Raw genomic sequence first — 23,709 nt, forward strand, 5'->3', positions numbered from 1 at the left:
GAGTGAACAGCATTGCACTCAGGGACGAGCATTCTCCGAGGTCATGATCTGCAACGGGATATGGATGCGATGTCGCACCGGATCGAAGGCTGGCGCGGTCTGCAGCTCCACCAGTAGATCAACCAGCGCTTGAGCCAGCAACCGCGGCTGGGAATCGATGACCAGGCTGATCAGGCCCTGTGCAAGAGCCTGGCGCGACAGCTCGGTGGACTCCTGCAAGATGCAGCACAGCGACGGCCGACTCGGCAGTTGCGACAGGGCGCTGATAATGCCGTCGCCGCCACCACCGACCACACACAAGCCACGCAAGTCGTCATGTCGCGCCAGCAGGTCCAGGGTCGCCTCTTCGGTGATGTCGTCGTTGTCCAGGTTGATTAACGCCTCCAGCGGTCGCAGGCCGGGAGCATGCTCGGCCAGGTAGCTGCGCAGCCCGTCGATCCGGGCCTGGTGGCCGAGGAAACGATGGCCACCGAGCAACACCCCGACACTGCCCTCATGGGTTCCGCAGGTGTGGGCCATCAGCCAACCCATGGTGCGCCCGACTGCATGGTTGTCCTGGCCGACGTAAGGCTCATCGGCCGTTTCATGTATGTCGGACAGCAGCGCGATCACCGGCACGCCAGCGGCCCTGATCTGGGCGATGCTGGCGTTGATCAACGGGTGCGCGAAGCTGACCACTGCCAGGCCGTCGCACTGCACCGCCAATTGTTCGATCTGGGCGATGATCGCGCTGGGTGTGCGATCGAAGACGTACTCGAATTGAATGCTCAGGTTGGCGCCGGCCTGACGTTGCGCCGCTTCCGTGATAGCGGCGGCCACATTGCCGTAGAACGCCTGGGCGGTGCCGAGCAGGAGAATGCCGAAACGGTAGCTGGGACGGCGCTCACGGATCCGTTGGCCGATCAGTCGGGCGGCGAAATAGCCGACCTTTTCGGCGGCCTGGAACACCTGCTCGGCGGTGGCCGGGGTGACCGGCGCCCGGGCGTTGAGCACCCGGTCCACGGTCGCGACACTCAACCCCGCGTACTGGGCGACGGTGGCAATGGTTGGGCGTTTGGTGGTGTTGGTCATGGCAGGCCCCACAGCGCATTGATAGAAAACTATCAAGCTTCGATGGGCCTGGATGATAGCTTGATAGGGAATCAATTCAAGGGCTTGAGGCTAATCGGCGCGCTCTCTATGGTTTCTCCAACGATGCGAACCTGCATCGAGCAAGGGTTCAACACCATCAAGCTTGCGGAGAACAATAAAATGTCTGAACAAAACGCAGCCTCCGGCCACCGCGATAAACCCGCACGCCGAGACTATTCACTGCTCGGTCCCGAAGCCGCCAAAGCGGCGCAAAAAGGCCTGGTGTCCGCCAGCTGGTACCAGTCGCCGATCTCGCGTAAACGCATGAAGGAATTGATGCAGCGCCGCGACGGCCCGGCACTGCGGGACACTGCGATCTGGTTGCTGTCGATGATCGTCACCGGTTTCGGTGGTTACTGGTTCTGGGGATCCTGGGCCTGCGTGCCGTTCTTCTTCGCCTATGGGCTGCTCTACGGCACGGCGTCGAATGCCCGTTGGCACGAAACCGGTCACGGCACCGCATTCAAGACCCGCTGGATGAATGACGTGGTCTACCAGGTGTCGAGCTTCATGTTCATGTTCGAGCCCCATGTGTGGCGCTGGAGCCATGCTCGGCACCATACCGACACCATCATCGTCGGGCGCGATCCGGAGATCGTCGAGCCGCGCCCGCCAAGCCTGATCAGCATGGTGCTGAGCCTGATCAGGATGCCTTACGCGATCAAGACCATGGGGTCGGTCTGCCGGCATGCGACCGGGCGGATGGCGGAAGAAGAGCAGACCTTCATCCCCGAGTCCGAGTGGCCGAAGATCTTCCTGGCGGCGCGGGTCTGGCTGATGATCTATGGATTGACCGTGGCGGCGGCACTGTACCTGCAGAGCTGGTTGCCGCTGATGTTCATCGGCCTGCCGACGCTCTATGGCGGCTGGCTGTCCTACGTGTTCGGCCTGTCCCAGCATGTCGGCCTGGCTGAAGACGTGCTCGATCATCGCAGCAACTGCCGCACCATCTACATGAATCCGGTGCTGCGTTTCCTCTACCTGGACATGAACTATCACCTCGAACATCACATGTATCCGATGGTGCCGTTTCATGCACTGGCGCAGCTTCACGAAGAGATCCGCCACGACTGCCCGCCGCCCTATACCAGCCTGTTGGAGGCGTTCAAGGAAATCCTCCCGACCATCTGGAAGCAGCGCAAAGACCCGAACTATTTCGTCCGTCGCCCTTTGCCGCCACGCACGGCGCCGACCGCCAGCACCCAGGCTGAAGCGACACCGGCCTGACCCTTCCCGTTTTACCACTACGAGAGAACGCGCCATGACCGATCAATGGATCGACGTTTGCGCCGTGGGCGAAATAAACGAAGAGGATGTCATTCGTTTCGACCACGGTCCGCAGACCTACGCTGTCTACCGCTCCGCTGACGATGAATTCTTTGCCACCGCCGGCCTGTGCACCCATGAATCCATCCACTTGGCCGACGGTCTGGTGATGGACCATGTCATTGAATGCCCCAAGCACAACGGGCGCTTCGATTACCGCTCCGGCAAAGCCCTTGGCGCGCCGGTGTGCGTCAACCTCAAGACCTATCCGGTCCGGGTCGAGGCGGGGCGGGTCCTGCTCGGTATTGACGTTTAACGACGTGGAGGTTGTACCATGAAAGCTGACAACGCTCCCTTGGTCATCGTCGGCGCCGGACATGCTGGCGGCCGTGCGGCGTTGACCCTGCGCGAGGAAGGTTATAGGGGGCGCTTGATTCTGATCGGTGATGAAGCCCATCCACCCTATGAACGTCCGCCACTGTCCAAAGGGCTGCTGCAAGGCACGGCTGAATTGGGGGGATTCAGCCTGTGTGACAGCGACCGGCTCACCGAACTGGGCATCGAGCACTGGGCTGGCAATCCGGTGGAGAGCCTCGACCCGCAACGACACCGGCTGCAGTTGGCCGATGGTCATGGGTTGCACTATGCACGGCTGTTGCTGGCGACCGGGGGCAGGGCGCGGCGATTGACGTCGGTGCCCGAGGGTCTCGCCAATGTGCTTTATCTGCGCACCCATGACGAAGCGCTGAGGTTGCGAGCTTCGCTGCAACCCGGCAAACGATTGGTCGTCATCGGTGGAGGCTTCATCGGCCTCGAAGTGGCCGCCACCGCGCGCGCCTTGGGCTGCACCGTCACTGTGCTTGAAGCAGGGCCGCGACTGGCGGGCCGCATCCTGCCGGAGCGACTGTCCCACGCGCTGCTGACATTGCACCGCAGCCAGGGCGTGGACGTACGGCTGAACGTCGCCATCGAGGCGGTGCAGGGCGACACTCGCGCCGAGTCAGTGCAACTGGTCGACGGCGAGTTGCTGCCTTGCGACCTGGTCGTCGTTGGCATCGGCATGCAACCCAACATCGAATTGGCCGCGTCCGCCGGACTGGTCGTCGGTCAGGGCATCCGTGTCGATGCCCAACTGCGCACCAGTGCGCCGGACATCTTCGCAGCGGGGGATGTCTGCGAGTTTCGGCTGCATCCGCAGGGCGTTTTTCAGCGCCAGGAAACCTGGCGCAACGCCGAAAACCAGGGGCGGCATGCAGCCCTCAACCTGCTGGGCCACGAGTTGCCCTTCGAGGTGATCCCCGGCTTCTGGTCCGATCAGTACGACTGGGGACTCCAGACCGTGGGGGTGATTTCAGATAGGGAACCGACAACGAGCCGCCCCCACGCAAACGACGGTTTCCTGATGCTCTATCTCGATGCCAAGCATCGCCTGCAAGGCGCCTGCGGCTGGGGGCAGGGCAACAGCGTCGCCAAGGACATCAAACTGTGTGAGCGGCTGATCGCCAACCAAAACCGCCTCGCCGTGGACGCTTTGGCCGATCCCGATGTGTCGCTCAAACAATTACTGAGAAGCTGACATGCGCGAGTTCCTGGTTTTTCAATCGCTCTGGGCCATGCAGGATCACTGCGGCCAATGCGCGCTTCCCCTCGAAGCGCAGCTGGAAAAAATTGCTGCCGCTGGCTTCGATGGCATCACCGATCATTTCTGGGAGGCTTCCCACGCTGCGCGTCTGCACGCCGCCGCCAAGGCGTTCGGTCTGCAAATCGAAGGTCAGCTCTTTCCCCGTACTGTGGATGATCTGGCGGCCGCCCTCGATGTCGCTGCTCGCCATGGCTGTCACCATCTCACGCTGCAGGCCGACGTCCGACCACGCACGCTGAGGCAGGCGATCGCACTGGTCGAGGGTTGGCAACGCCTGGCCGAACAGGTGGATTTTCCGATTCTCCTTGAGACCCATCGTTATCGCCTGAGCAATGACCTGTTGTTCACGTTGGACTTGCTTGAGGAGATGCCCGACCTGAAGCTATTGGCGGACCTGTCTCACTATGTCGTGGGGCGCGAGATGCCAGAACCGGTCGCCGCTGAAGACGACGATTACATCCATCGCATCCTGCGTCACAGTTGGGGTTTTCATGGACGTGTCAGTAATGGCGAACAAGTCCAGGTGCCCTTGAGTTTCGCCCAGCACCGACCCTGGCTGGAGCGCTTCCTCGGCTGGTGGCGCTACGGAATCGAGGATTGGCTGGCTCGGCCGAACAGCCCTGCCAGCCTGTCCTTCACCTGCGAACTCGGCCCGCCACCCTATGCGATCACCGGGGCCGATGGGCGCGATGTCAGTGATCGCTGGGAGGAGGCGTTGATGTTGAAGCAGTGGATGCGTGAGGTCTGGAGGGATTGTCACGTTCCGGGTGGAGGCTGATGGATGAGGGATGACAATGGATGGCTATCGCGAGCAGGCTCGCTCCCACAGAGGGCTGTATGTACAGAACTTTAATGAGCACCCCGGAGTGTGGGAGCGAGCCTGCTCGCGAAGACGTCGGCACAATCAATATCCCTGCAAGCTGACCCGCCGCTGGACAGACAGATTGTGCTGCATAAAGCCTTCAACAAAATTTTTCCTGCGATTTCATTGCCTGAAAACGAGACGGCGTTACTTGCGATGCGTGCGGTAATGGATGACACGAAATCCGTGCCCTTAAACAAGGCCAACGCGTAGGAGAATGCCATGACCCAGCGGATCGCTTTCATCCATACCGTCGGTTTCCTGGTCGAGGAGTTCCGGGCGCGTATGCGTGCCGAGATGCCCACCGCCGATTGCTTCCATGTCCTTGACGAAAGCCTGCTGCAGGACCTGTTGCGCGGCGTACCGCAGCCGCAGGTCTACCAGCGCGTGGTTGATCAGATTGTGCTGGCGGCGCGAGCGCAACCTGACCTGATCGTCGTCACCTGTTCATCGACGTCTCCGGCTGTCGACATCGCGCGGAGCGTCGTGTCGCAGCCGATCCTGAAGATCGACGACCCGATGGCCTCGGAAGCGGTGCGCCGTGGCGCGCGCATTGGCCTGCTTTGCACGGCGACCAGTACGGTGGAACCGAGCCGCGCGCTGTTGCACGCCCATGCCGCAGCGCAAGGGCGCGACATCACGATCAAGACGGTGCTATGCCCCGACGCCTACCAGGCACTGATGGCGGGCGATCGGGCGCGGCATGACGGGATTCTCCTGGAAGCGGCCACCGGGGTTTCCAACGAGGTGGATGTGCTGGTGCTCGCCCAGGCATCGCTGGCGCATCTGCGCGACCTGCTCGCGGCAGAGTTGAAATTTCCGGTATTGGCAAGCCCGTCGTTATTGATGGGGGAAATCGCCAGACGCTGTGCCGAATGAGTCGATAAGGGTGACACATGGAGGCCGTGGCAGATTGTGCTGCACATGCCCCCAAAACAAGTTTTTCTGCGATTTAATGCGATGAAAACGAGACAGCTCTGCAGGCGGTGCATGGCGTAATGATCACCATGAGGTTGTTGGAAAAACGGCCTGCATTGCCCGGCTTGATAACCCCCATCCAGATGAGACTCTTGGCATGTCACCCTCGATAAAACGCATCCCCAGCGATGAAAAGCTTCCTTCCCATGCCGATGTGGTGATCATTGGCGGCGGGATCATCGGCGCGACTGCCGCCTATTTCCTGGCGAAACGGGGACTCTCGGTGGCGCTGGTCGAGAAGGGCTATGTCGGCGGCGAACAGTCGAGCCGCAACTGGGGCTGGTGCCGCCAGCAGAATCGCGACGCCCGTGAGCTGCCTCTCTCTGGTATCGCCTTGCGGCTGTGGGATGAACTCACGGCGCAGATTGGCACCGATCTCGGATTTCGCCGCTGCGGCCTCAAGTACGCGACCGACGACGCCAAGCAGCTCGCCGAATGGGAAGCGTGGCTGGATATCGCGCGCCAGTTCGACATCAAGACGCGGATACTGAGCCCCGGGGAGGCGACGTCAGCGATTCCGGCTGTCGGTCGGCAATGGCTGGGAGGCGTGCATTCCGTCGATGACGGCAAGGCCGAACCGGCTATCGCAGCGCCGGGGATCGCCGAGGGCGCGCGTGCCCTTGGCGCCAGCATCCACCAGGACTGCGCCGCCTACGGTCTGGATATCACCAATGGCGCAGTGACCGGGGTGATCACCGAAAAAGGCCTTATCCGCACCCAGGCGGTCCTCTGTGCCGCCGGCGCCTGGGCCTCGGCGTTCTGCCGACGACACGGGTTGAATTTCCCCCAGGCGAGCGTGCGCCAGACTGCGCTGCGTACGCGCCCGGCGCCGAACCTCGGGGATGCGATCTACACGCCGGATTTCGCGCTCACTCGCCGTCTGGATGGCAGTTATACGATCGCCATCAGTGGCAAGGCCCGGCTTGATATCACGCCGCAGGGCCTGCGCCATGGGAAGGCTTTTCTGCCCATGTTCGTCAAGCGGCTGGCCGCCATGGAGTTCGGCATCGGCAAGGCCTTTATCCATGGTCCCGAAGGGCTGGCGGGCTGGGGTGCGGACAAACCCCTGGCCTTCGAGCGCAACCGTGTACTCGACCCCGAGGCCAGGCCCGAGGCTATTGCCGAGATCCTGAAGCGGGTCAGGACGCGCTTCCCGGCCCTGGCGAACATTGAAGTGGCTGAAACCTGGGGAGGCTACGTGGACTTCACGCCCGATGCCGTGCCGGTGATCTCTGCCGTGGAGGGGCTGTCAGGTTTCGTCCTTGCGGCGGGCTGTTCCGGGCATGGGTTCGGTCTGGGGCCGGGGATCGGCTATCTGGCCGCTGAGCTGGTCGCCAACGATACCCCCTGTGTCGATCCCAAACCCTACCGTCTTTCGCGCTTGACCGATGGTTCGAAAATGAACGTGGGCGCGATCTGACCCCTGACGGCCACTCGATTCGAGTGGCTTTTTTCAGGGCTGAGGGAGTTCGGAACTGCCCTTTACTTGATCGCTTATAAGCTGGGCCAGGATCTGCACCGGTTCGGTCAAGGTCTGTCGAGGTCGATGCACCAATCCGATTTCACGATGGAACGTATGGGGTCCGAGATCGAGTGCGCGTATGCCCGCTGGCCATTGCCGATGGGACACGGTCTGTGGCACGAGGGCTACGCCTACGCCATTTTCCACCAGTCTGATGATGGCCTCCAGTTCATCCAGCTCACAGACTTCACGCAGGGTGAAATGCATCTGCCGCAGGAAACGATCGACCTGCCTGCCGCCAAAGGACGAACGGTCGTACCGAACGAAGGGGTGGTTGGAGAGCAGCTCCGACCAGTCTCCTTCCGGGACATCACGGGGCACGATCAGGCGATAGGGCTCCAGCGCCAAGGTGGTCCAGCGCAGATCACTCTGGAGAGAGAAGGGTGGGCGAATGATCACCGCCATGTCGATTTCGCCGGCATCCACAAGGTTGACCAGCTCCATCGACAAGCCCGGAATGACTCGCGTCCGGCATTGCGGGCATTGTTGGTGGAACCGGGCCAGCGCGTCGGGTAAGTAAGAGCGCTGGACGGATGCGATGGCGCCGATATTCACCAGGGTACTGGCCGGCAGTCCCACGGTGGCGGAGCCCAGGTTGTCGTAAAGGCGAAGCAGCTCTTGCGCCTGCAGGAGTATCTGATGGCCCATCCGGTTGAGGTGGGCCGAACGGCCTTTCCTGTCGAAAATCTCGAAGCCGAGCTCTGCCTCCAGACGCTGGATCTGGGCACTGACCGCTGCCTGGGTGAGGCCGATCCTGTTTCCCGCAGCGGCGAACGTACCTTCCCGGGCCACGGCGACAAGTGTCTTGAGTTCTTTAATCATTCACAAATATTAATTGTGCTTCTGAAAAAAATTATATTGATTTTTCTTGATGATTTTCCGGCTTACGCTCCACGTTCATCCACAAATATCAAATATTGGAGTGCTGATGAGTCTTTCGCCTTTCCACCTCGCGATTCCTGTTTACGACCTGGCAGCCGCACGATCCTTCTACGGCGAAATCTTTGGCCTGGAAGAGGGGCGTTCCAGCCCCCAGTGGGTTGACTTCAACTTCTATGGCCACCAACTGGTCATTCACGAGCATCCCAAAACGGCTTCGCAGGAAGACGTTCACAGCAATCCGGTCGACGGACACGATGTTCCCGTTCCGCATTTCGGCGTTGTCCTGGGTTGGGAAGAGTGGGAGGCGCTGGCGGAGCGCTTGAAGTCCTTTGGCATTGAGTTCGTGATCGAACCGTACATCCGTTTCAAAGGGCAGGTGGGTGAGCAGGCCACCATGTTCCTGTTCGATCCATGCGGCAACGCCCTAGAGTTCAAGGCATTCAAGGATATGAGCCAGCTTTTCGCCAAATAATTCGCCATTGCCGGGACGCTGATAAACCCGTGAAACAGTCGGCGCCAATAGTTTGGCGTCCGCCTGTCTTGTTCTTGATTGGATCCAATAAAATCTCTTGTTGTTAACAAAATATTGACGATATCATTTGGCCACGCGAAGGCAGTCGTTTGCCGTTATACGAGCCCGAATGCTTCTTACCCTCGCAGTGAAGGGCTTATGAATCGGACAAATGATATTGACAACCTGATGAGCAGGTTCGGAGAGAGTGCGGCCAGCTATATCGAGATGGATAATTCCTTTAATTACAAGGAACTGTCCGAATCTCCGACGCTTGCTGCTCCTGTGACTCCTGCGCAAACGGAAAAATCGACAGGGGCTGTCCTGCCTGAGCCCGCCGAGATGCCGGACCTGCTGCCTGTCACAGTAGCGACGACGCTTCATCCGCTGGAGCGACGCGTCGAGCCGGTGCTCGATGAGCTGCTCCAGACCATGTCGGCCGGCGATGCGGTATCCGAACCTGTATCAGCCCCCGCCAATGCTTGTTCCTTGCGTTCCTTGCTGGCTGAAGTCGCCCTTGAGCGCCAGGCAGAAGCGCGTGCGCAGAACGAGGAGGCGTTACGCCGGTCGATCCCGAACAGCCTTGCGACGGTCACCCCGGCTCGGGTCATTGCGGTGGTATCGCCAAAAGGTGGCGTGGGCAAAAGCACGCTCTGCGCGGCGCTGGCTGGCGCGCTAGGTGCCAAGGGACGCAGGCTGGCCATCGATCTGGATCCGCAGAACGCTTTGCAACACCACCTGGGTGTCAGTCCGGATGTCGCCGGCATGGCCCGCGCAAGCCTGACCGGCGAGTGCTGGAGCGGGCTGCTGCTCGATGGCATTGGCGGAACGCGCGTCCTGCCCTTTGGTTCGGTCTCCGAGCAAGAGCGTCGAGCGCTTGAGCGTTTCCTTGAGGACGACGCCCATTGGCTGGCGCGGCAGTTGTCGCGCATGGATCTGGTGGCCGACGATGTCGTCATTCTCGATACCCCCCTGGCCGCACCCTGTATCTGGAGCAGGTGCTCGATGTCGCCGATCAGGTGATCGTCGTCATCACGCCGGACGCGGCCTCGTTCATGACGTTGGACTCGATCGATCGATTGCTCGAAGGGCGTGCCAATCAGGCTTCGCAGCGTGACTGTCACTACATCGTCAACCAGTTCGATGCCTCGCGCACGTTCTGCCAGGACATGCTGGAAGTGCTCAAGCGTCGCTTTGGTAAACATCTGATCGGTGTCCTGCCGCTCGATCACGCTATCAGCGAAGGCCTCGCTTTTGGCGTCAACCCATTACTGGAAGACGATGACTCATCTGCGCGGCAGGAAATCCTGGCCATTGCCGATGCGCTGAAGTCGCCTGTCCGGACCTCTGCATTGGCAGGTAGTCGCGCATCATGAGTCAACCCAACGAGCAACATGAAGCGCCCGGCCGCCTGCAACGCTGGGCCCAGACTCTAGCGGACGGGTTTGACCGTCTTTCGCAAGGTGTTCGCCGCACCTTGCAGATCGGTATTCTGCTGGTCTCGCTTCTATTGGCGCTGTTCATTATCACGGTGCCTTTCGATCTCCAGTCACAATGCTATTTCGCCGCAGGCTGTTTTGTCGTCGCGCTGATACTGCGCAAACAATCCGGCCGATTCCCGGTGGTGCTGCTGATCGGTCTGTCGCTGACAGCTTCGCTGCGCTACATGTACTGGCGGATCACCTCGACCCTGGGCTTCGACGATTGGCTCGACATACTGTTCGGCTATGGCTTGCTGGCGGCGGAACTCTACGCGCTGATCGTACTGATCTTCGGTTACCTGCAAACCGCCTGGCCCCTGCGGCGCCAACCGGTGCTGATGAGTACGCCGCCTTCCGAATGGCCGGTGGTGGACGTGTTCATTCCGACGTACAACGAAGCGTTGGATATTGTGAAGGTGACAATCTTCGCCGCCCAGGCGATCGACTGGCCGAAGGACAAGCTGCGCGTGCACGTGCTGGACGATGGACGTCGTGAAGACTTCCGGATCTTCTGCGACAGCATTGGCGTGAACTATCTGGCCCGTGACAACAATCGCCATGCCAAGGCCGGTAACCTCAATGAAGCGCTGAAAGTCACGGAGGGAGAGTTCGTCGCGATCTTCGACGCCGACCACGTACCGACCCGTTCTTTCCTGCAGATCTGCCTGGGCTGGTTCGCCAAGGATCCAAAACTGGCGATGCTGCAGACGCCGCACTTCTTCTTTTCGCCGGATCCGTTCGAGAAAAACCTCAACACGTTCCGCTCCGTCCCGAACGAAGGCGAGCTGTTCTATGGCCTGGTCCAGGACGGCAACGACTTGTGGAACGCCACGTTCTTCTGCGGTTCCTGCGCCGTGATGCGCCGTACCGCGCTGCTGGAAGTGGGCGGCGTCGCGGTGGAAACCGTGACCGAGGATGCGCACACCGCCCTGAAGATGAACCGCGCCGGCTACAACACCGCTTACCTGGCCATTCCGCAGGCGGCAGGCCTGGCTACCGAAAGCCTTTCGCGTCACATCAGCCAGCGCATTCGCTGGGCACGCGGCATGGCGCAGATCTTCCGAACCGACAACCCGTTGATGGGTCGCGGCCTGAAACTGGGGCAGCGGCTGTGTTACCTCAACGCCATGTTGCACTTCTTCTATGGTCTGCCGCGTCTCGCATTTCTGACGGCACCCTTGGCCTATCTGTTTTTCGGGGCGCAGATTTTCCACGCCTCGGCATTGATGATCACCGCTTACGTGCTGCCGCACATCTTGCACGCCAGCTTGACCAACTCACGGATCCAGGGCCGTTTCCGGCACTCGTTCTGGAACGAGGTCTACGAGACGGTACTGGCCTGGTACATCATGGGGCCGGTGCTCATGGCGCTGGTGAACCCCAAGTTCGGCGGTTTCAACGTGACCGACAAGGGCGGGATCATCGACCGCAAGTTTTTCGAGTGGAAGCTGGCGCGTCCCTACATCGTTTTGTTGACCCTCAATGTCGCGGGTATTGCCTTCGGCCTCTGGCAATTGTGCCAGGGCGAGGAGGGCGCGATGACCACGATCCTTATCAACATGGCCTGGACGCTCTACAACGTTGTCATTACCAGCGCATCGGTGGCCGTAGCCAGTGAAACGCGCCAGGTGCGCAGCGAGCCGCGGGTTGCCGCTGAACTGCCGGTGCGCATTGAGCTGGCGGATGGGCGCACGTTTGACGGCATCACCCAGGACTTCTCGCAGAAGGGGCTTGGTTTCCGTCTGCCGGACGGCGTTGAAATCGCCCAGGGCGAACGCATCCGCATGACGTTGTTTCGCAACCAGCAGGCCAGTGTGTTCCCCGGGACCGTGATGTTCAGTCGCGGCACTCTCCTGGGGGCTCAGTTCGACCCGCTGAGCCTGCGTCAGCAGAGCGAGCTGGTGCGCCTGACGTTCTCGCGCGCCGACACCTGGGCATCGACCTGGGGCGGTCGGCAGGTGGACACGCCGTTGGCTGCATTGCGCGACGTCGCTTTCATCGGCCTGGGGGGTATCTACGAATTGTTCAAGGCCACCCTCGCCGAGCTGCAAAGATTCCTTTCTGCCCGCCGGCCGCCGTCTTCCCAACCACTCGAAAACCTTATGGACAAGCAATGAGCGCTAAGCATTTTTCAGGCATTTTGGCTTCAACGTTGCTGGCTTTGAGTGGTGGCGCGGCGTTCGCCGATACGGCGCCGGCGGACATGGGCAATGGCTACAACCTGACCCTCAAGCAGTTGGGGCGCGCCTATCCGATGAACCTGCACGGGGTCGAAGCGACCGATAGCGTCAACTTTGACGTGCGTGCCGATCAGGTGGTGACCGGCGCGCACCTGACGCTGCAATACAGTTATTCGCCGGCGCTGCTGCCCGATCTGTCGCAGATCAACATCATGGTCAACGACGAAGTCGCGGCGAGTGTGCCGCTGCCCAAGGAAAACGCCGGCACGCTGCAGAAGCAGACGGTGGAGATTCCCCCGCAGTTGATCACCGAGTTCAATCGCCTGAGCGTGCAGTTCATCGGCCACTACACCATGAGCTGTGAGGATCCTCAGCACTCGAGTCTGTGGGCCAAGGTCAGCAACGATTCTTCGCTGCAGATCCAGACCTCGCCGCTGGCCTTGCCGAACGATCTTTCACTGATACCCGTGCCGTTCTTCGATCGGCGCGATGCCCGCCCCCTGGATCTGCCGATCATCTTCAGCGCCGCGCCGGACAACGGCACCCTTGAGGCTGCGGGGGCGCTGTCGTCCTGGTTCGGGGCCCTGGCGAGCTATCGCGGGGCGACCTTCCGGGTCCAGCTCAATACGCTGCCCGCCCAGGGCAACGGTGTGATCGTGCTCAGCGGCGACGCGCCTGCGCAGATTGGCGGATTGTCGATTCCCGCGCCAAAGGGCCCGACCCTGAGCATCCTGACCAACCCGAATGACGCCAACGGCAAGTTGCTGGTGGTGGCGGGGCGCAATACCGAAGAACTCAAGCTGGCCGCCATCGCGCTGACGGTCGGTGGCCAGGCGCTGTCGGGCAGCACGGTGGTCATCAACAAGCTCGATACCCTCAAGCCCCGTAAGCCTTACGATGCACCGAACTGGCTACCTACCGATCGCCCGGTCAAGTTGGGTGAGCTGATCGCGAGCAAACAACTGAACGTTTCCGGGTACAACCCGGGCGACATCACTGTACCGCTGAACTTCCCGCCGGATCTGTTCAACTGGCACCAGGATGGCGCACCGCTGAACCTGAAGTATCGCTATACGCCGCAGCCGAAATCCGTCAATTCATCCTTCATCGTCAGCTTCAACGATGGCCTGATCAAGTCCGAGACCCTGCCTTCGGTGGAGCGTCTGGACAAGAGCCTGTTGAGCGCGATCAAGGACGAGACCCTGGTGCGTGACATGCGCGTGTTGCTGCCGCTCAATTCCGTTGCGCTGAAGTCGCGCCTGCAACTGCGCTACATGTACGACTACATCAAGGAGGGGGAATGCCGCGACATCATCATCGACAACATGCGCGGCAGCATCGACCCTGAGTCGACGCTGGACCTGACCGATTACGACCATTTCATGGCCATGCCCAACCTGGGCGTGTTCAAGGACGCCGGCTTCCCGTTCACCCGCATGGCTGACCTGTCGCAGACCGCGGTGGTGCTGCCGGACCACGCCGGCACGGGTGACATAAGCGCTTACCTGAACGTATTGGGCCGCTTCGGTGACTCCACCGGTTACCCCGCGACCGGCGTGACGGTCATCCAGGCCGCACAAGCTCCGTCCTTTGCCGACAAGGACCTGTTGGTGATGTCGTCCGGTGACAACCAACCCTTGCTGAGCCAATGGGCGGATCGTCTGCCAGCGGCCGGTACCGGTCAGCAGCAACGTTTCGAAGTGTCTGACCTGACCCTGCGCATACAGGACTGGCTCAGCTCCGATCCTGAAGCGAACCTGCGCAAAAGCCGTCTGGCCATGGCGTTCTCCGGTGGCCAGCCAAACACCTATCTGACCGGCTTCGAATCGCCGCTCAAGAATGGCCGCAGTGTCGTGGTCATTGCCGGCGGGGATGCTGTCGGTCTGGCCCAGGCCACTGAAGCATTGGCCCGTACGGACCAGGGCGCAGGTTCCATTCAGGGCAGCCTGGTGGTCATCCGTGGCAAGTCCATCGAGCCGCTGGTGGCTGACGAACAGTATTTCGTCGGCAGTCTGTCACCGGTCAAGTACGTGCAGTGGCTGATGTCGCGCCATGTGGGCTGGACGCTACTGATGACCGCACTGGGTGTGCTGTTGCTGAGCGGCCTGGCCTACCTGGGGTTGCGTTCCAAGGCCAGGAAGCGACTGAGTGTCTGAGCGTGACCATGAGACCGTATCGATGAACGTGCGTCGCGCTCTATCCGGCGGTTGGCTGCGTGGCGCTGCCTGCGCAGTGCTGGCCTCCCTCGCGTCATTGACGTGCCTGCCGTCGTTCGCAACGGAGTCGGCGTGTGGGACTCGGGATTGGCCTTTGTGGGAGTCCTGGGCCACTCGCTATGTCCAGGACGATGGCCGGATGTTGTCTTCCAGTATGGAGGCCAACCACAGCACCTCGGAGGGGCAGTCCTACGGCATGCTCTTCGCGTTGATCGGTAACGATCCGGCGCGCTTCGAGCATCTGTGGACCTGGACCCGTGCCAACATGCTCGGCTCGGATCCCTCGACCCGTCTGCCGGGCTGGCTGTGGGGGCAGGGCAAGAATGGGCAATGGCAGCTTCAGGATGCGAATTCGGCCTCCGATGCCGACCTGTGGATCGTCTACTCGCTGCTCGAAGCCGCGCGGCTGTGGCAGCGTCCCGAGTACCGTGTCGATGCGTTGCAGTTGCTCAAGACCATTGAGTCGAAGCTGGTCGTCACGTTGCCGGGCCTCGGCAAAATGCTGCTGCCTGGCCCCGAAGGTTTCGTTCAGCCAGACCATCTGTGGCGCCTGAACCCGAGCTATCTGCCTCGGCCATTGCTCCTGCGGCTGGCCAAGGAACAACCGAAGGGGCCGTGGAAAGAAATCGCGGACAACACCGTCAAGCTGATCCGCAGCGCCAGCCCCAAAGGCTATGTCGCGGATTGGGTGGGCTATCGCGGGACTTCCGCGCAGTCCGGCCTGTTCGTGATCGATCCGATCAAGGGCGGCTTGGGCAGTTACGATGCGATCCGCGTTTACCTGTGGGCAGGGATGACACCCAAGACCGATCCCGCGAATCCAAAGCTTCTGGAAGCGCTGGATGGCATGACCCAAAGCACGGCGTCCAGCGGTGTCCCGCCAGAAAAAGCCCAGGTGGTTTCCGGTGCGCTCGATGGTGCGGGGCCGTTCGGCTATTCGGCGGCGCTGGTGCCGTATTTCATCGCCAAGGGGCACCCATGGTTGGCCGAGCAACAGCAACGTCGCGCCCAGGACAGTATTGCTGCTGCGTTCGCTAAAGGCCGTGACCAGGATGCCGATCCTCTCTACTACAACGTCATGCTAAGCCTGTTCGGGTTGGGTTGGGCAGAGAAGCGTTACCAGTTCCGTGATGACGGAACGCTCACTTTGTCCTGGGAGACGTCATGCGCCCGCGCCGCTCTACGCTAGCTGTTGCAGTTTTCATTGCGCTGATCGCTTCCGGTGCTCATGCCGAAGGCACGGACATCCAGGCCCAACTGGTCGAACAAGGCCAGTACTGGCAAGCCCGCTCGAATGCGTCGCGCTCTGCCGAGATCTGGCAGAAAGTCCTGCGCCTGGATCCGAATCAGGTCGATGCCCTCTATGGCATGGGCTTGATCGGCGTCAAGCAGAACAAGCCGCAACAGGCCCAGGAATACCTGACGCGCCTGCAGGCGTTGTCACCGCGACCCTGGATGGCTCGCCAGCTGGAGCAGGACATTGCGTTGGCCAAGCCGGAGAACAAGGCGCAACTGGATGAGGCCCGTCGCCTGGTCGACGCAGGTGAGCGTGACAAGGCGACCGAGGTGTTTCGCCGGATGTTCAACGGCCTGACCCCGGAGGGCACGGTTGGGCGTGAGTACTACAACAACCTGGCCTTCAACGCCGACGGCTGGCCCGAGGCACGCCAGGGCATGGAGCGTCTGCTGCGCGAAACCCCCGACGATGCGATCCTGGCGCTGTTTTATGGCAAGCAACTGATTCGTCACGAAGATAGCCGTGCCGAGGGCGCTCGCGTGCTCGCCAAGTTGACCAAACGCGTGGAAATCGCCGGCGACGCCGATGAAAGCTGGCGCTTGGCGCTGGTCTGGATCGGTCCGCCGAATGCTGCTCAGGTGCCGCTGTTCGAGGAGTTCCTGAGGGCTCACCCGGATGATCAGGAAATCCGTGACCAGATGAACAAGGGTCGCCAAAAAGCGGCTACCGCCGGCGGTTCCACCTGGCAGCAGGACCCATTGGTGGCCAGCGGCTTGCGTGCCTTGGAGAACGGCGATCAGGCCGGCGCGGAGAAGGCGTTCCAGACGCGCCTCAAGACCCGTCCGGATGATAGCGATGCCCTGGGCGGTCTGGGTGTGGTCCGTCAGCAACAGGGGCGTTTCTCGGAAGCCGAACAACTGCTGACCCGTGCGATCAACACCGGTGGTACCCGCTGGAAAACCGCATTGAACGGCGTTCGCTATTGGGCGCTGTTGCAACAGGGCCGCGACTTGCAGGCCAAAGGGCAGACCGCCAAGGCAACCGAGGCCGTCGCCCAGGCCATGCGCTTGAACCCCAATGGGGTCGACGCTCGTCTTACCCTGGCTGATATCCAGGCCCAGGCCGGCCAGTTCGACAGCGCAGCCGCCAGCTACCGTCAGGTACTGGCGAGCCAGCCTGGCAACCCACAGGCCATACGTGGCCTGGTCAATGTGTTGTCGCAAACCGGGCAGGCCGATGAAGCCTTGAGCCTGTTGGACAGCCTGCCGGCCGCTGAACAGGCCAAGCTCGGCAATACTGGCCAGTTGCGTGCCTTGCGCGCCACCCAGATGGCCAGTGTGGCCGAGCAGCGTGGCGATATCCGCAGTGCCCAGAATGCGTTGCTCGACGCCGTGAACAGCGATCCGGATAACGTCTGGACGCGCTTCAGCCTCGCGCGCCTGTATCTGAAAACCGGCGAATCGAAAAAGGCCCGTGATCTGATCGACGCCTTTCTCAAAAGCCATCCGGACAACGTCGATGCGCTGTACACCAGTGCCTTGCTGTCGGTGGAGATGGAGCAGTGGAAAGACGCCCAGGTCACCATCAACCGGATTCCCGTCGACCGCCGCACTGCGGACATGAACGAGCTGGCGGATCGGATCACCTTGACCACGCAGATCAATCTGGCGGCGGCCATGGCCAAGCGCGGACAGCGTCAGGAAGCCCTGGCTTTGCTGGATCGCCTGCAACCGATGGCCGCTCGTAGCCCCGAGCGCACGGCGACCTTGGCGTCGGCTTATGTCGACGCCGGGGATGTCGAGCAGGCGCTGTCGATGATGCGTTCGTTGCTGACCCAAAGCAGCGCGCCGTCGGCCGATCTGATGCTGCAATACGCATCCCTGCTGCTCAAGACGGGGGATGATGCCCAGGTTAATTCGATCCTGAACAGCTTGCAGAACCAGCCGCTGAGCGTCGCGACCCGCAAGCGTTACGACGATGTGCTGTACCTGTACCGTATCCGTCAGGCCGACCGCTTGCGCGAGGGCGGTGACCTGGCCGCGGCTTATGACACGTTGGCGCCGGCGTTGGCCCAACGTCCGGGCGATGTCGCCGCGACCTCGGCCCTGGCCAGGATGTACACCGCCAATGGCGACAACGCCAAGGCCTTCGACCTGTACAAACCCTTGCTCAAGCGCAACCCGAACGACCCGTTGGTGTTGTTGAACGCGGCCGATGCTGCCGTGCTCGCCCACGACAACGGCTATGCGGAAAATGCGCTGGAACAGTTCATGGCGTTGCAGAACTACGATCCAGAATCGTTGACTGAAGTCGCACGCATCTACCGGGCGATGGGCAACAGCGGCAAGGCGACTGAAGTGCTGCGCAAAGCGGTAGCCATCGAGCAGAGCGAGAAGCAACGCAGCCTGGCCGCCCAGCCTGGTGCGATGAATGTGGCGGCGAATCCGTTCGCAGGTGGGGCGGGGCAGCGTCGGCAGGTCTTGCGCGCGCCGGCGTCGGCCATTCCGCCACCGGCAGAGGCCATTCTCAACGGCGGCGTCATGCTCGCCAGTGCCGATGGCGTGCCTGCCGATGCCTATCCAGGCCAGCCGCGAAGCAACGGTCAAACGGCCTCTGTGCGGGGTGCCGCGGTCGCGCAGAGCAATCCCTTCAATGCCCAGCCGCAACCTCGAACGGTACTGACCGTCGTCGATTCGACAAGCTCCGCTCAGCGCGCCCTCAACGATATTCTGCAGGAGCGCAGCGGTTACGTTGCCCAAGGCTTGAGCGTTCGCAGCAACAACAGCGAATCGGGCCTGAGCAAACTGACGGACGTTGAAACGCCGTTCGAAGTGAACGTGCCGGCCGGTGACAACCGTGTGGCCGTGCGTATCACTCCCGTTGCGCTCACGGCCGGCAGTGTGAAGGGCGAGGCCGCCAGTCGTTTCGGCGGCGCCTCCAGCGCAACCTCCGGTATCGGTTCGCAACGTGCCGAGGGCGTCGGCCTTGGGGTGGCGTATGAGCGTCCCGATGAAGGCATCAAGGCCGATGTCGGTACCACGCCGATCGGTTTCAAATACACGACGGCGGTGGGGGGCGTGAGTGTCGATCGCCCACTGAGCGATAACGGCAATTTCCGTTACCGCGTCGCGGCGTCGCGTCGCGCGGTCACCGACAGCCTGACGTCGTTTGCCGGCACCACCGACAAGCGTGCTGGCGGTGGATCGTGGGGTGGCGTGACCGCCAACGGTGTACGTGGCGAAATGAGCTACGACAACTCGCAGGTCGGTGCCTACGGGTATGGCTCCGTGCACGAACTGGTGGGACACAATGTCGAATCCAACACCCGGGGTGAACTGGGCGGTGGCGTCTATTGGTACCTGGACAACATGCAGGACCACTCGCTCACCGTTGGCCTCAGCGCCACGGCGCTGGGCTACGAGAACAACCAGGACTTCTTCACCTACGGGCATGGTGGCTACTTCAGTCCCCAGAGCTATTTCGCCCTGGGCGTGCCGGTGACCTGGCAGCAGCGCACCGAGCGCTTTACCTATCAGGTCAAGAGTTCGGTGGGCATCCAGCACTTCCAGCAGGACGGCGCCGATTTCTTCCCGAACGACAGCGACCGTCAGGCGGCCAACGATTCGCGCTACTCAGGACAGAGCAAAACCGGCGTGGGCTACAGCCTGGCGGCAGCCGGCGAATACAAGTTCGGTTCGCGCTTCTTCCTTGGCGCCACGATCGGCATGGATAACGCCAGCGATTATCAGCAATTCAATGGTGGCCTGTATGCGCGCTACATGTTCGAGGACATGACCGGCAGCCCGATGGCGCTCCCGGTCAGCCCTTACCGCTCTCCTTATTCGAACTGATTCCCGGAGATACCTATGCCAGCCTCTGCCCTTGCCGGCCTGACCCTTCTGGTGCTTGGCGAAAGCCATATGAGCCTTGCGGACCACCTGATGGAGCCGCTCAACGCCGATCTCACCCGCCAGGGAGCGATCGTTCATTCCATCGGCGCCTGTGGTGCCAGCGCTGGCGACTGGTTGATCACCAAGAAAGTCGATTGTGGTGCCGAGCAAAAGGGCACCGCCAAGATCGAGATCAAGGGCCGTGACGCGACCACCACGCCTATCGCCGAGCTGATCGCCAAGGACAAGCCCGACCTGGTGGTACTGGTCATCGGCGATACCATGGCGTCCTACGACAAACCGGCGTTTCCCAAGGCCTGGGCCTGGCAGAGCGTGACCAGCCTGACCAAGGCCATCGCCGCCACCGGCACCAAATGTGCCTGGGTCGGCCCGGCGTGGGGTAAGGCGGGGGGCATGTACCAGAAAAATGATCCGCGTACCCAATTGATGTCGCAATTTCTGGCCAGCAACGTCGCGCCTTGCACCTATATCGATTCGCTGACCTTCTCCAAGCCGGGCCAATGGGTCACCACCGACGGTCAGCATTTCACGGTCGCAGGTTACAAGGCCTGGGGCACTGCAATCGGTGCCGCACTGGGCAAGCTGCCGCCTGAAGCGCTGAGCAGCAAAGGGGCGAAAAAATGATCAACGCCAAGGTCCTGAGTGCGGCTGCGCTGCTGTTGTCGAGCTTGAACGTGGTGGCGGCGGACATCCCGCTGTACCCGACCGGTCCCGCCCAAGATGCCGCGTTCATTCGCTTCGTCAACGGCAGCGCCGAGCCGATGCAGGTCATTGCCCAGGAAGGCCAACCGCCGCTGAAGCTGGATGCGGCGCAGCCGGCTTCGCTGTTTTTCCCGGTCACGGCCAGTAGCGCTATCAAAGGCACCCTGGTCAGCGGCCAGCAGCGCCTGGCGCTGGACGTCAAGGCCGAGCCGGGCGAGTTCGCGACCGTGGTCGCGCTTCCGGATGGCAAGGGGCTCAGGCAAGTGACCGTGCATGACATCCCGGACGACTTCAATGGCCTCAAGGCTTCGCTGGGCTTCTTCAACCTGGACAGCAGCTGTGTCGACGCCAGCCTGCGCCCCGCAGGTCGCACCGCCGACCTGTTCAAAGGCGTGACCGAAGGCAACCTGCAACGTCGCTCGATCAATCCGGTGAAGTTGTCCGTGCAACTGGTCTGCGCCAATGCCAATGTCGGCCCCGCGCTGGATCTGGGTGAACTGAAGGCGGGCGAGCGCTACAGCGTATTGCTGTTGCCGACCGCCACCGGACCTCGACTCCTGGCCGCCACGGACACGTTGTCCCACTGATCGGATTGCGCTGTCGCCATGGTTTTCGCCTCGCTCGAGTTCCTGACGCTGTTCCTGCCGGCCTTCCTGTTGATCTACGCCCTGGTTCCCCACGGCTGGCGCAACGGGGTGCTGCTGGCGGGCAGTTGGTTGTTCTACGGCTGGCTGAGCCCGCTGTTCCTGTCGTTGCATGTCGTGCTGACCATCGTTGCCTGGGGCGGCGGCCTGCTGGTCGACCGTTGCCGCGAGGACTCCCGTGGACGCCTGCGGCTGCTGATCGCGTTGATCGTGTTCAACACCGCCGTGCTGTGCTGGTACAAGTACGCGAACATCCTCGCTGGCACATGGAGCGAGCTGATGACCCACTACGGCGCCATACCGCTTGAGTGGCAGAAGGTCGCGTTGCCGGCCGGGTTGTCGTTCATCGTGTTGCAGGCGATTTCCTACCTGGTGGACGTGCATCGCCACACGGTTCCGGTGGAGCGCAGTTTCATCAACTACGCCACCTACATTTCCATGTTCGGCCACTCGATTGCCGGCCCCATCATTCGTTATGACTGGGTCCGCCGTGAGCTGGTGGATCGCTGGTTCAACTGGCAGAACTTCACCCTGGGTGCCCGCCGCTTCATGGTCGGCATGTGCATGAAAGTGCTGGTGGCCGACACCCTGTCGCCGTTGGTGGACGTGGCCTTCCATCTGGAAAACCCGTCATTCGTGGACGCCTGGATCGGTTGCCTGGCGTACTCGTTGCAGCTGTTCTTCGACTTCGCCGGCTACAGCGCCATGGCGATCGGCCTGGGGCTGATGCTGGGGTTTCATTTCCCGGAAAACTTCAACCGGCCGTACCTGGCCAGCAGTATCCAGGACTTCTGGCGGCGCTGGCACTTGTCGCTGTCCAGTTGGTTGCGCGATTACCTGTACATCGGCCTGGGCGGTAATCGTCATGGCGTCTGGAAAACCTATCGCAACCTGTTCCTGACCATGGCCATTGCCGGGCTGTGGCATGGCGGCGATAGTTGGAACTACTTGCTGTGGGGTTCGGCCCATGGCGTGGCGTTGTGTGTCGACCGGGCATGGTCGCGTTCGAGCCTGCCTGCTGTCCCGCGTGTGCTGGCGCATGTGTTGACGCTGTTGTTCGTTTGCCTGGCGTGGACACTGTTCCGCGCCCCGGACTTCCACTCGGCCATGACCCTGTACGCCGGGCAGTTCGGCTTGCACGGGTTTGCCCTCGGCGATGCGCTGGCGGTGACGTTGCGGCCGGTGCAGGGCCTGGCGGCGGTGCTGGGCGTGGTGTGCGTGATCCTGCCGATCTGGCAGGTACGTTTTGAAAGACGAATGGCGGGCAATGCGTTGTATGCATTGGCTGTCGCCTTTTGGCCCGTAGCCGGTTTCCTGCTGTCGTTCGCTCTGATCGCCAGCCGTGAAGCCGTGCCTTTCCTGTACTTTCAGTTCTGATGACGACGCCAAAGAAGTCTCCGCCCAGCGCACCGACGCCCCCCAGCGACCTGGTGACCCGAACCAGCAAAGTCTCCGGCTACACACTGATCGGCTTGCTCGGTGTCGGCTTGATTTCCTGTGGTTGGCTACTGTTCAGCGGCAAGGTGCAAATGTTGCCGCCCAACCTGACCCGCGATGCGGCGATGCATGGCGACGTCACCCACCGTATCGCCAAGCAGCTGTCCAACGCCTGGTTTCCCGAACAGGCCGCCAATCTGGAGCGCGGCGCCAGTTGGCTGCTGTTCCATGACACCGGGCCCCGGGTTCGTCCGGGCTGTCAGGGCTGGCTGTTTCTGACCGATGAGATGCGCATCAACCACCACGCCCGGGCCAACGCCGAGGCCAAGGCGCAGGCAGTGATCGACGTACAACGACGGCTGAGCCAACGTGGCATTCAATTGCTCGTGGCGGTGGTGCCGGACAAGAGCCGTATTGCTGCCGCGCAGTTGTGTGGCCTGGATCGTCCGGCCGAACTGGCCCCTCGGGTGGAGGAATGGACCGCGACACTGAACCAGGCAGGGGTGTCGGCGCTGAACCTCGCGTCGACGTTGCAGCCGTTGGCTGCATCGGCTTACCTGCGTACCGACACACACTGGAGCGAGATCGGCTCCAATGCGGCGGCACGGGCAATTGCGCAACAGGTACAGGCAATGGGCATTCGCGCCACGCCACAAAAAACCTTTGCCACCCACTCCAGCGCGGCGGCCTTGCGTGCGGGGGATCTCGTGCACCTGGCCGGCATCGACTGGCTGCCGCTGAACTGGCAACCCACGCCGGAAACCGTAGCGGCCACGCAAGTCAGCGAGCAGCAGCAAGCCGTTCAGGACGGAGGCGACAACCTCGATGATCTGTTCGGCGACGGCGGCCTGCCCAATGTAGCGTTGATCGGCACCTCGTTCTCGCGCAACTCCAACTTCTTGGGGTTTCTCGAACTGGCACTGGGCGCTCCGGTGGGAAGTTTCGCCAAGGACGGTGGCGAATTCTCCGGTGGCGCCAATCAGTACTTCAGCAACCCGGCTTTTCGGGATACGCCCCCCAAGCTGCTGATCTGGGAGATTCCCGAGCGTGATCTGCAGACGCCGTATGAGGCTATCGGGATGTTGAGCGAGAAGGAGTGAGCCTGTG

General features: G+C 61.8%; 19 protein-coding genes. 17 read left to right on the plus strand and 2 right to left on the minus strand.

Annotated features, from left to right (window positions below; translation table 11 throughout):
* Positions 1-18: 18 nt before the first annotated feature.
* Positions 19-1,071 carry a LacI family DNA-binding transcriptional regulator gene (locus PCOSP_RS13015; RefSeq protein ID WP_464711565.1) on the minus strand — a complete coding sequence of 351 codons (1,053 nt, stop codon included), beginning with the start codon at positions 1,069-1,071 and terminating at the stop codon, positions 19-21.
* Positions 1,072-1,251: 180 nt separating this feature from the next.
* On the opposite strand from PCOSP_RS13015, the gene PCOSP_RS13020 reads away from it, so the two are divergent.
* The 6 genes from PCOSP_RS13020 (at position 1,252) to PCOSP_RS13045 (ending at position 7,299) form a co-directional block, all read left to right on the plus strand.
* Entirely contained in the window at positions 1,252-2,358 is a 1,107-nt protein-coding gene (locus tag PCOSP_RS13020) for a fatty acid desaturase family protein (protein WP_464711567.1), read from the plus strand.
* A 34-nt stretch (positions 2,359-2,392) separates the two neighbouring features.
* Positions 2,393-2,713: a MocE family 2Fe-2S type ferredoxin gene (locus PCOSP_RS13025; RefSeq protein ID WP_041021749.1), complete on the plus strand. Its 321-nt coding sequence runs from the start codon at positions 2,393-2,395 to the stop codon at positions 2,711-2,713.
* Positions 2,714-2,731: 18 nt separating this feature from the next.
* Positions 2,732-3,973, plus strand: coding sequence for an NAD(P)/FAD-dependent oxidoreductase (locus PCOSP_RS13030; RefSeq protein ID WP_464711568.1), 1,242 nt, complete (start codon positions 2,732-2,734; stop codon positions 3,971-3,973).
* Position 3,974: 1 nt separating this feature from the next.
* Positions 3,975-4,817, plus strand: coding sequence for a sugar phosphate isomerase/epimerase (locus PCOSP_RS13035; protein WP_464711569.1), 843 nt, complete (start codon positions 3,975-3,977; stop codon positions 4,815-4,817).
* Between the two features lie 306 nt (positions 4,818-5,123).
* Entirely contained in the window at positions 5,124-5,780 is a 657-nt protein-coding gene (locus tag PCOSP_RS13040; RefSeq protein WP_139642279.1) for an aspartate/glutamate racemase family protein, read from the plus strand.
* A 196-nt stretch (positions 5,781-5,976) separates the two neighbouring features.
* The gene (locus PCOSP_RS13045; protein ID WP_175385427.1) at positions 5,977-7,299 is read left to right on the plus strand and encodes an NAD(P)/FAD-dependent oxidoreductase; all 1,323 of its coding nucleotides are present in this window, start codon (positions 5,977-5,979) and stop codon (positions 7,297-7,299) included.
* Positions 7,300-7,332: 33 nt separating this feature from the next.
* Here PCOSP_RS13045 and PCOSP_RS13050 read toward each other — a convergent pair whose 3' ends face one another.
* On the minus strand, positions 7,333-8,223 hold the full coding sequence (locus PCOSP_RS13050) for a LysR family transcriptional regulator (protein ID WP_464711571.1): 891 nt from the start codon (positions 8,221-8,223) through the stop codon (positions 7,333-7,335).
* Positions 8,224-8,329: 106 nt separating this feature from the next.
* Here PCOSP_RS13050 and PCOSP_RS13055 point away from each other — a divergent pair, with 106 nt between their 5' ends.
* The 11 genes from PCOSP_RS13055 (at position 8,330) to PCOSP_RS13105 (ending at position 23,702) form a co-directional block, all read left to right on the plus strand.
* Positions 8,330-8,755 carry a VOC family protein gene (locus PCOSP_RS13055; protein WP_139642285.1) on the plus strand — a complete coding sequence of 142 codons (426 nt, stop codon included), beginning with the start codon at positions 8,330-8,332 and terminating at the stop codon, positions 8,753-8,755.
* Between the two features lie 198 nt (positions 8,756-8,953).
* Positions 8,954-9,817, plus strand: a complete 864-nt coding sequence (locus tag PCOSP_RS13060; protein WP_464711573.1) for a cellulose synthase operon protein YhjQ/BcsQ — start codon at positions 8,954-8,956, stop codon at positions 9,815-9,817.
* Positions 9,793-10,170: a cellulose synthase operon protein YhjQ/BcsQ gene (locus PCOSP_RS13065; protein WP_464711575.1), complete on the plus strand. Its 378-nt coding sequence runs from the start codon at positions 9,793-9,795 to the stop codon at positions 10,168-10,170. The genes PCOSP_RS13060 and PCOSP_RS13065 overlap by 25 nt, the downstream gene beginning before the upstream one ends.
* Positions 10,167-12,392, plus strand: a complete 2,226-nt coding sequence (gene bcsA / locus PCOSP_RS13070) for a UDP-forming cellulose synthase catalytic subunit (protein ID WP_464711576.1) — start codon at positions 10,167-10,169, stop codon at positions 12,390-12,392. Before PCOSP_RS13065 ends, bcsA begins: the two co-directional genes overlap by 4 nt.
* Positions 12,393-12,478: 86 nt before the next feature.
* Positions 12,479-14,611, plus strand: coding sequence for a cellulose biosynthesis cyclic di-GMP-binding regulatory protein BcsB (bcsB, locus tag PCOSP_RS13075; RefSeq protein WP_464711930.1), 2,133 nt, complete (start codon positions 12,479-12,481; stop codon positions 14,609-14,611).
* 22 nt (positions 14,612-14,633) lie between these two features.
* Entirely contained in the window at positions 14,634-15,860 is a 1,227-nt protein-coding gene (bcsZ, locus tag PCOSP_RS13080) for a cellulose synthase complex periplasmic endoglucanase BcsZ (protein WP_464711932.1), read from the plus strand.
* Positions 15,836-19,759, plus strand: a complete 3,924-nt coding sequence (locus PCOSP_RS13085; protein WP_464711578.1) for a cellulose synthase subunit BcsC-related outer membrane protein — start codon at positions 15,836-15,838, stop codon at positions 19,757-19,759. Before bcsZ ends, PCOSP_RS13085 begins: the two co-directional genes overlap by 25 nt.
* A gap of 15 nt (positions 19,760-19,774) precedes the next feature.
* The gene (locus tag PCOSP_RS13090) at positions 19,775-20,443 is read left to right on the plus strand and encodes an SGNH/GDSL hydrolase family protein (RefSeq protein ID WP_139642294.1); all 669 of its coding nucleotides are present in this window, start codon (positions 19,775-19,777) and stop codon (positions 20,441-20,443) included.
* Positions 20,440-21,108, plus strand: a complete 669-nt coding sequence (locus PCOSP_RS13095) for an alginate O-acetyltransferase AlgF (RefSeq protein ID WP_464711581.1) — start codon at positions 20,440-20,442, stop codon at positions 21,106-21,108. The genes PCOSP_RS13090 and PCOSP_RS13095 overlap by 4 nt, the downstream gene beginning before the upstream one ends.
* An 18-nt stretch (positions 21,109-21,126) precedes the next feature.
* On the plus strand, positions 21,127-22,542 hold the full coding sequence (locus PCOSP_RS13100) for an MBOAT family O-acyltransferase (protein WP_464711583.1): 1,416 nt from the start codon (positions 21,127-21,129) through the stop codon (positions 22,540-22,542).
* Positions 22,542-23,702 (plus strand): alginate O-acetyltransferase AlgX-related protein, encoded by a 1,161-nt coding sequence (locus PCOSP_RS13105; protein ID WP_139642300.1) that lies wholly within the window; start codon positions 22,542-22,544, stop codon positions 23,700-23,702. The genes PCOSP_RS13100 and PCOSP_RS13105 overlap by 1 nt, the downstream gene beginning before the upstream one ends.
* Positions 23,703-23,709: the final 7 nt, after the last annotated feature.

The organism is Pseudomonas sp. MAFF 730105, from assembly GCF_055380705.1.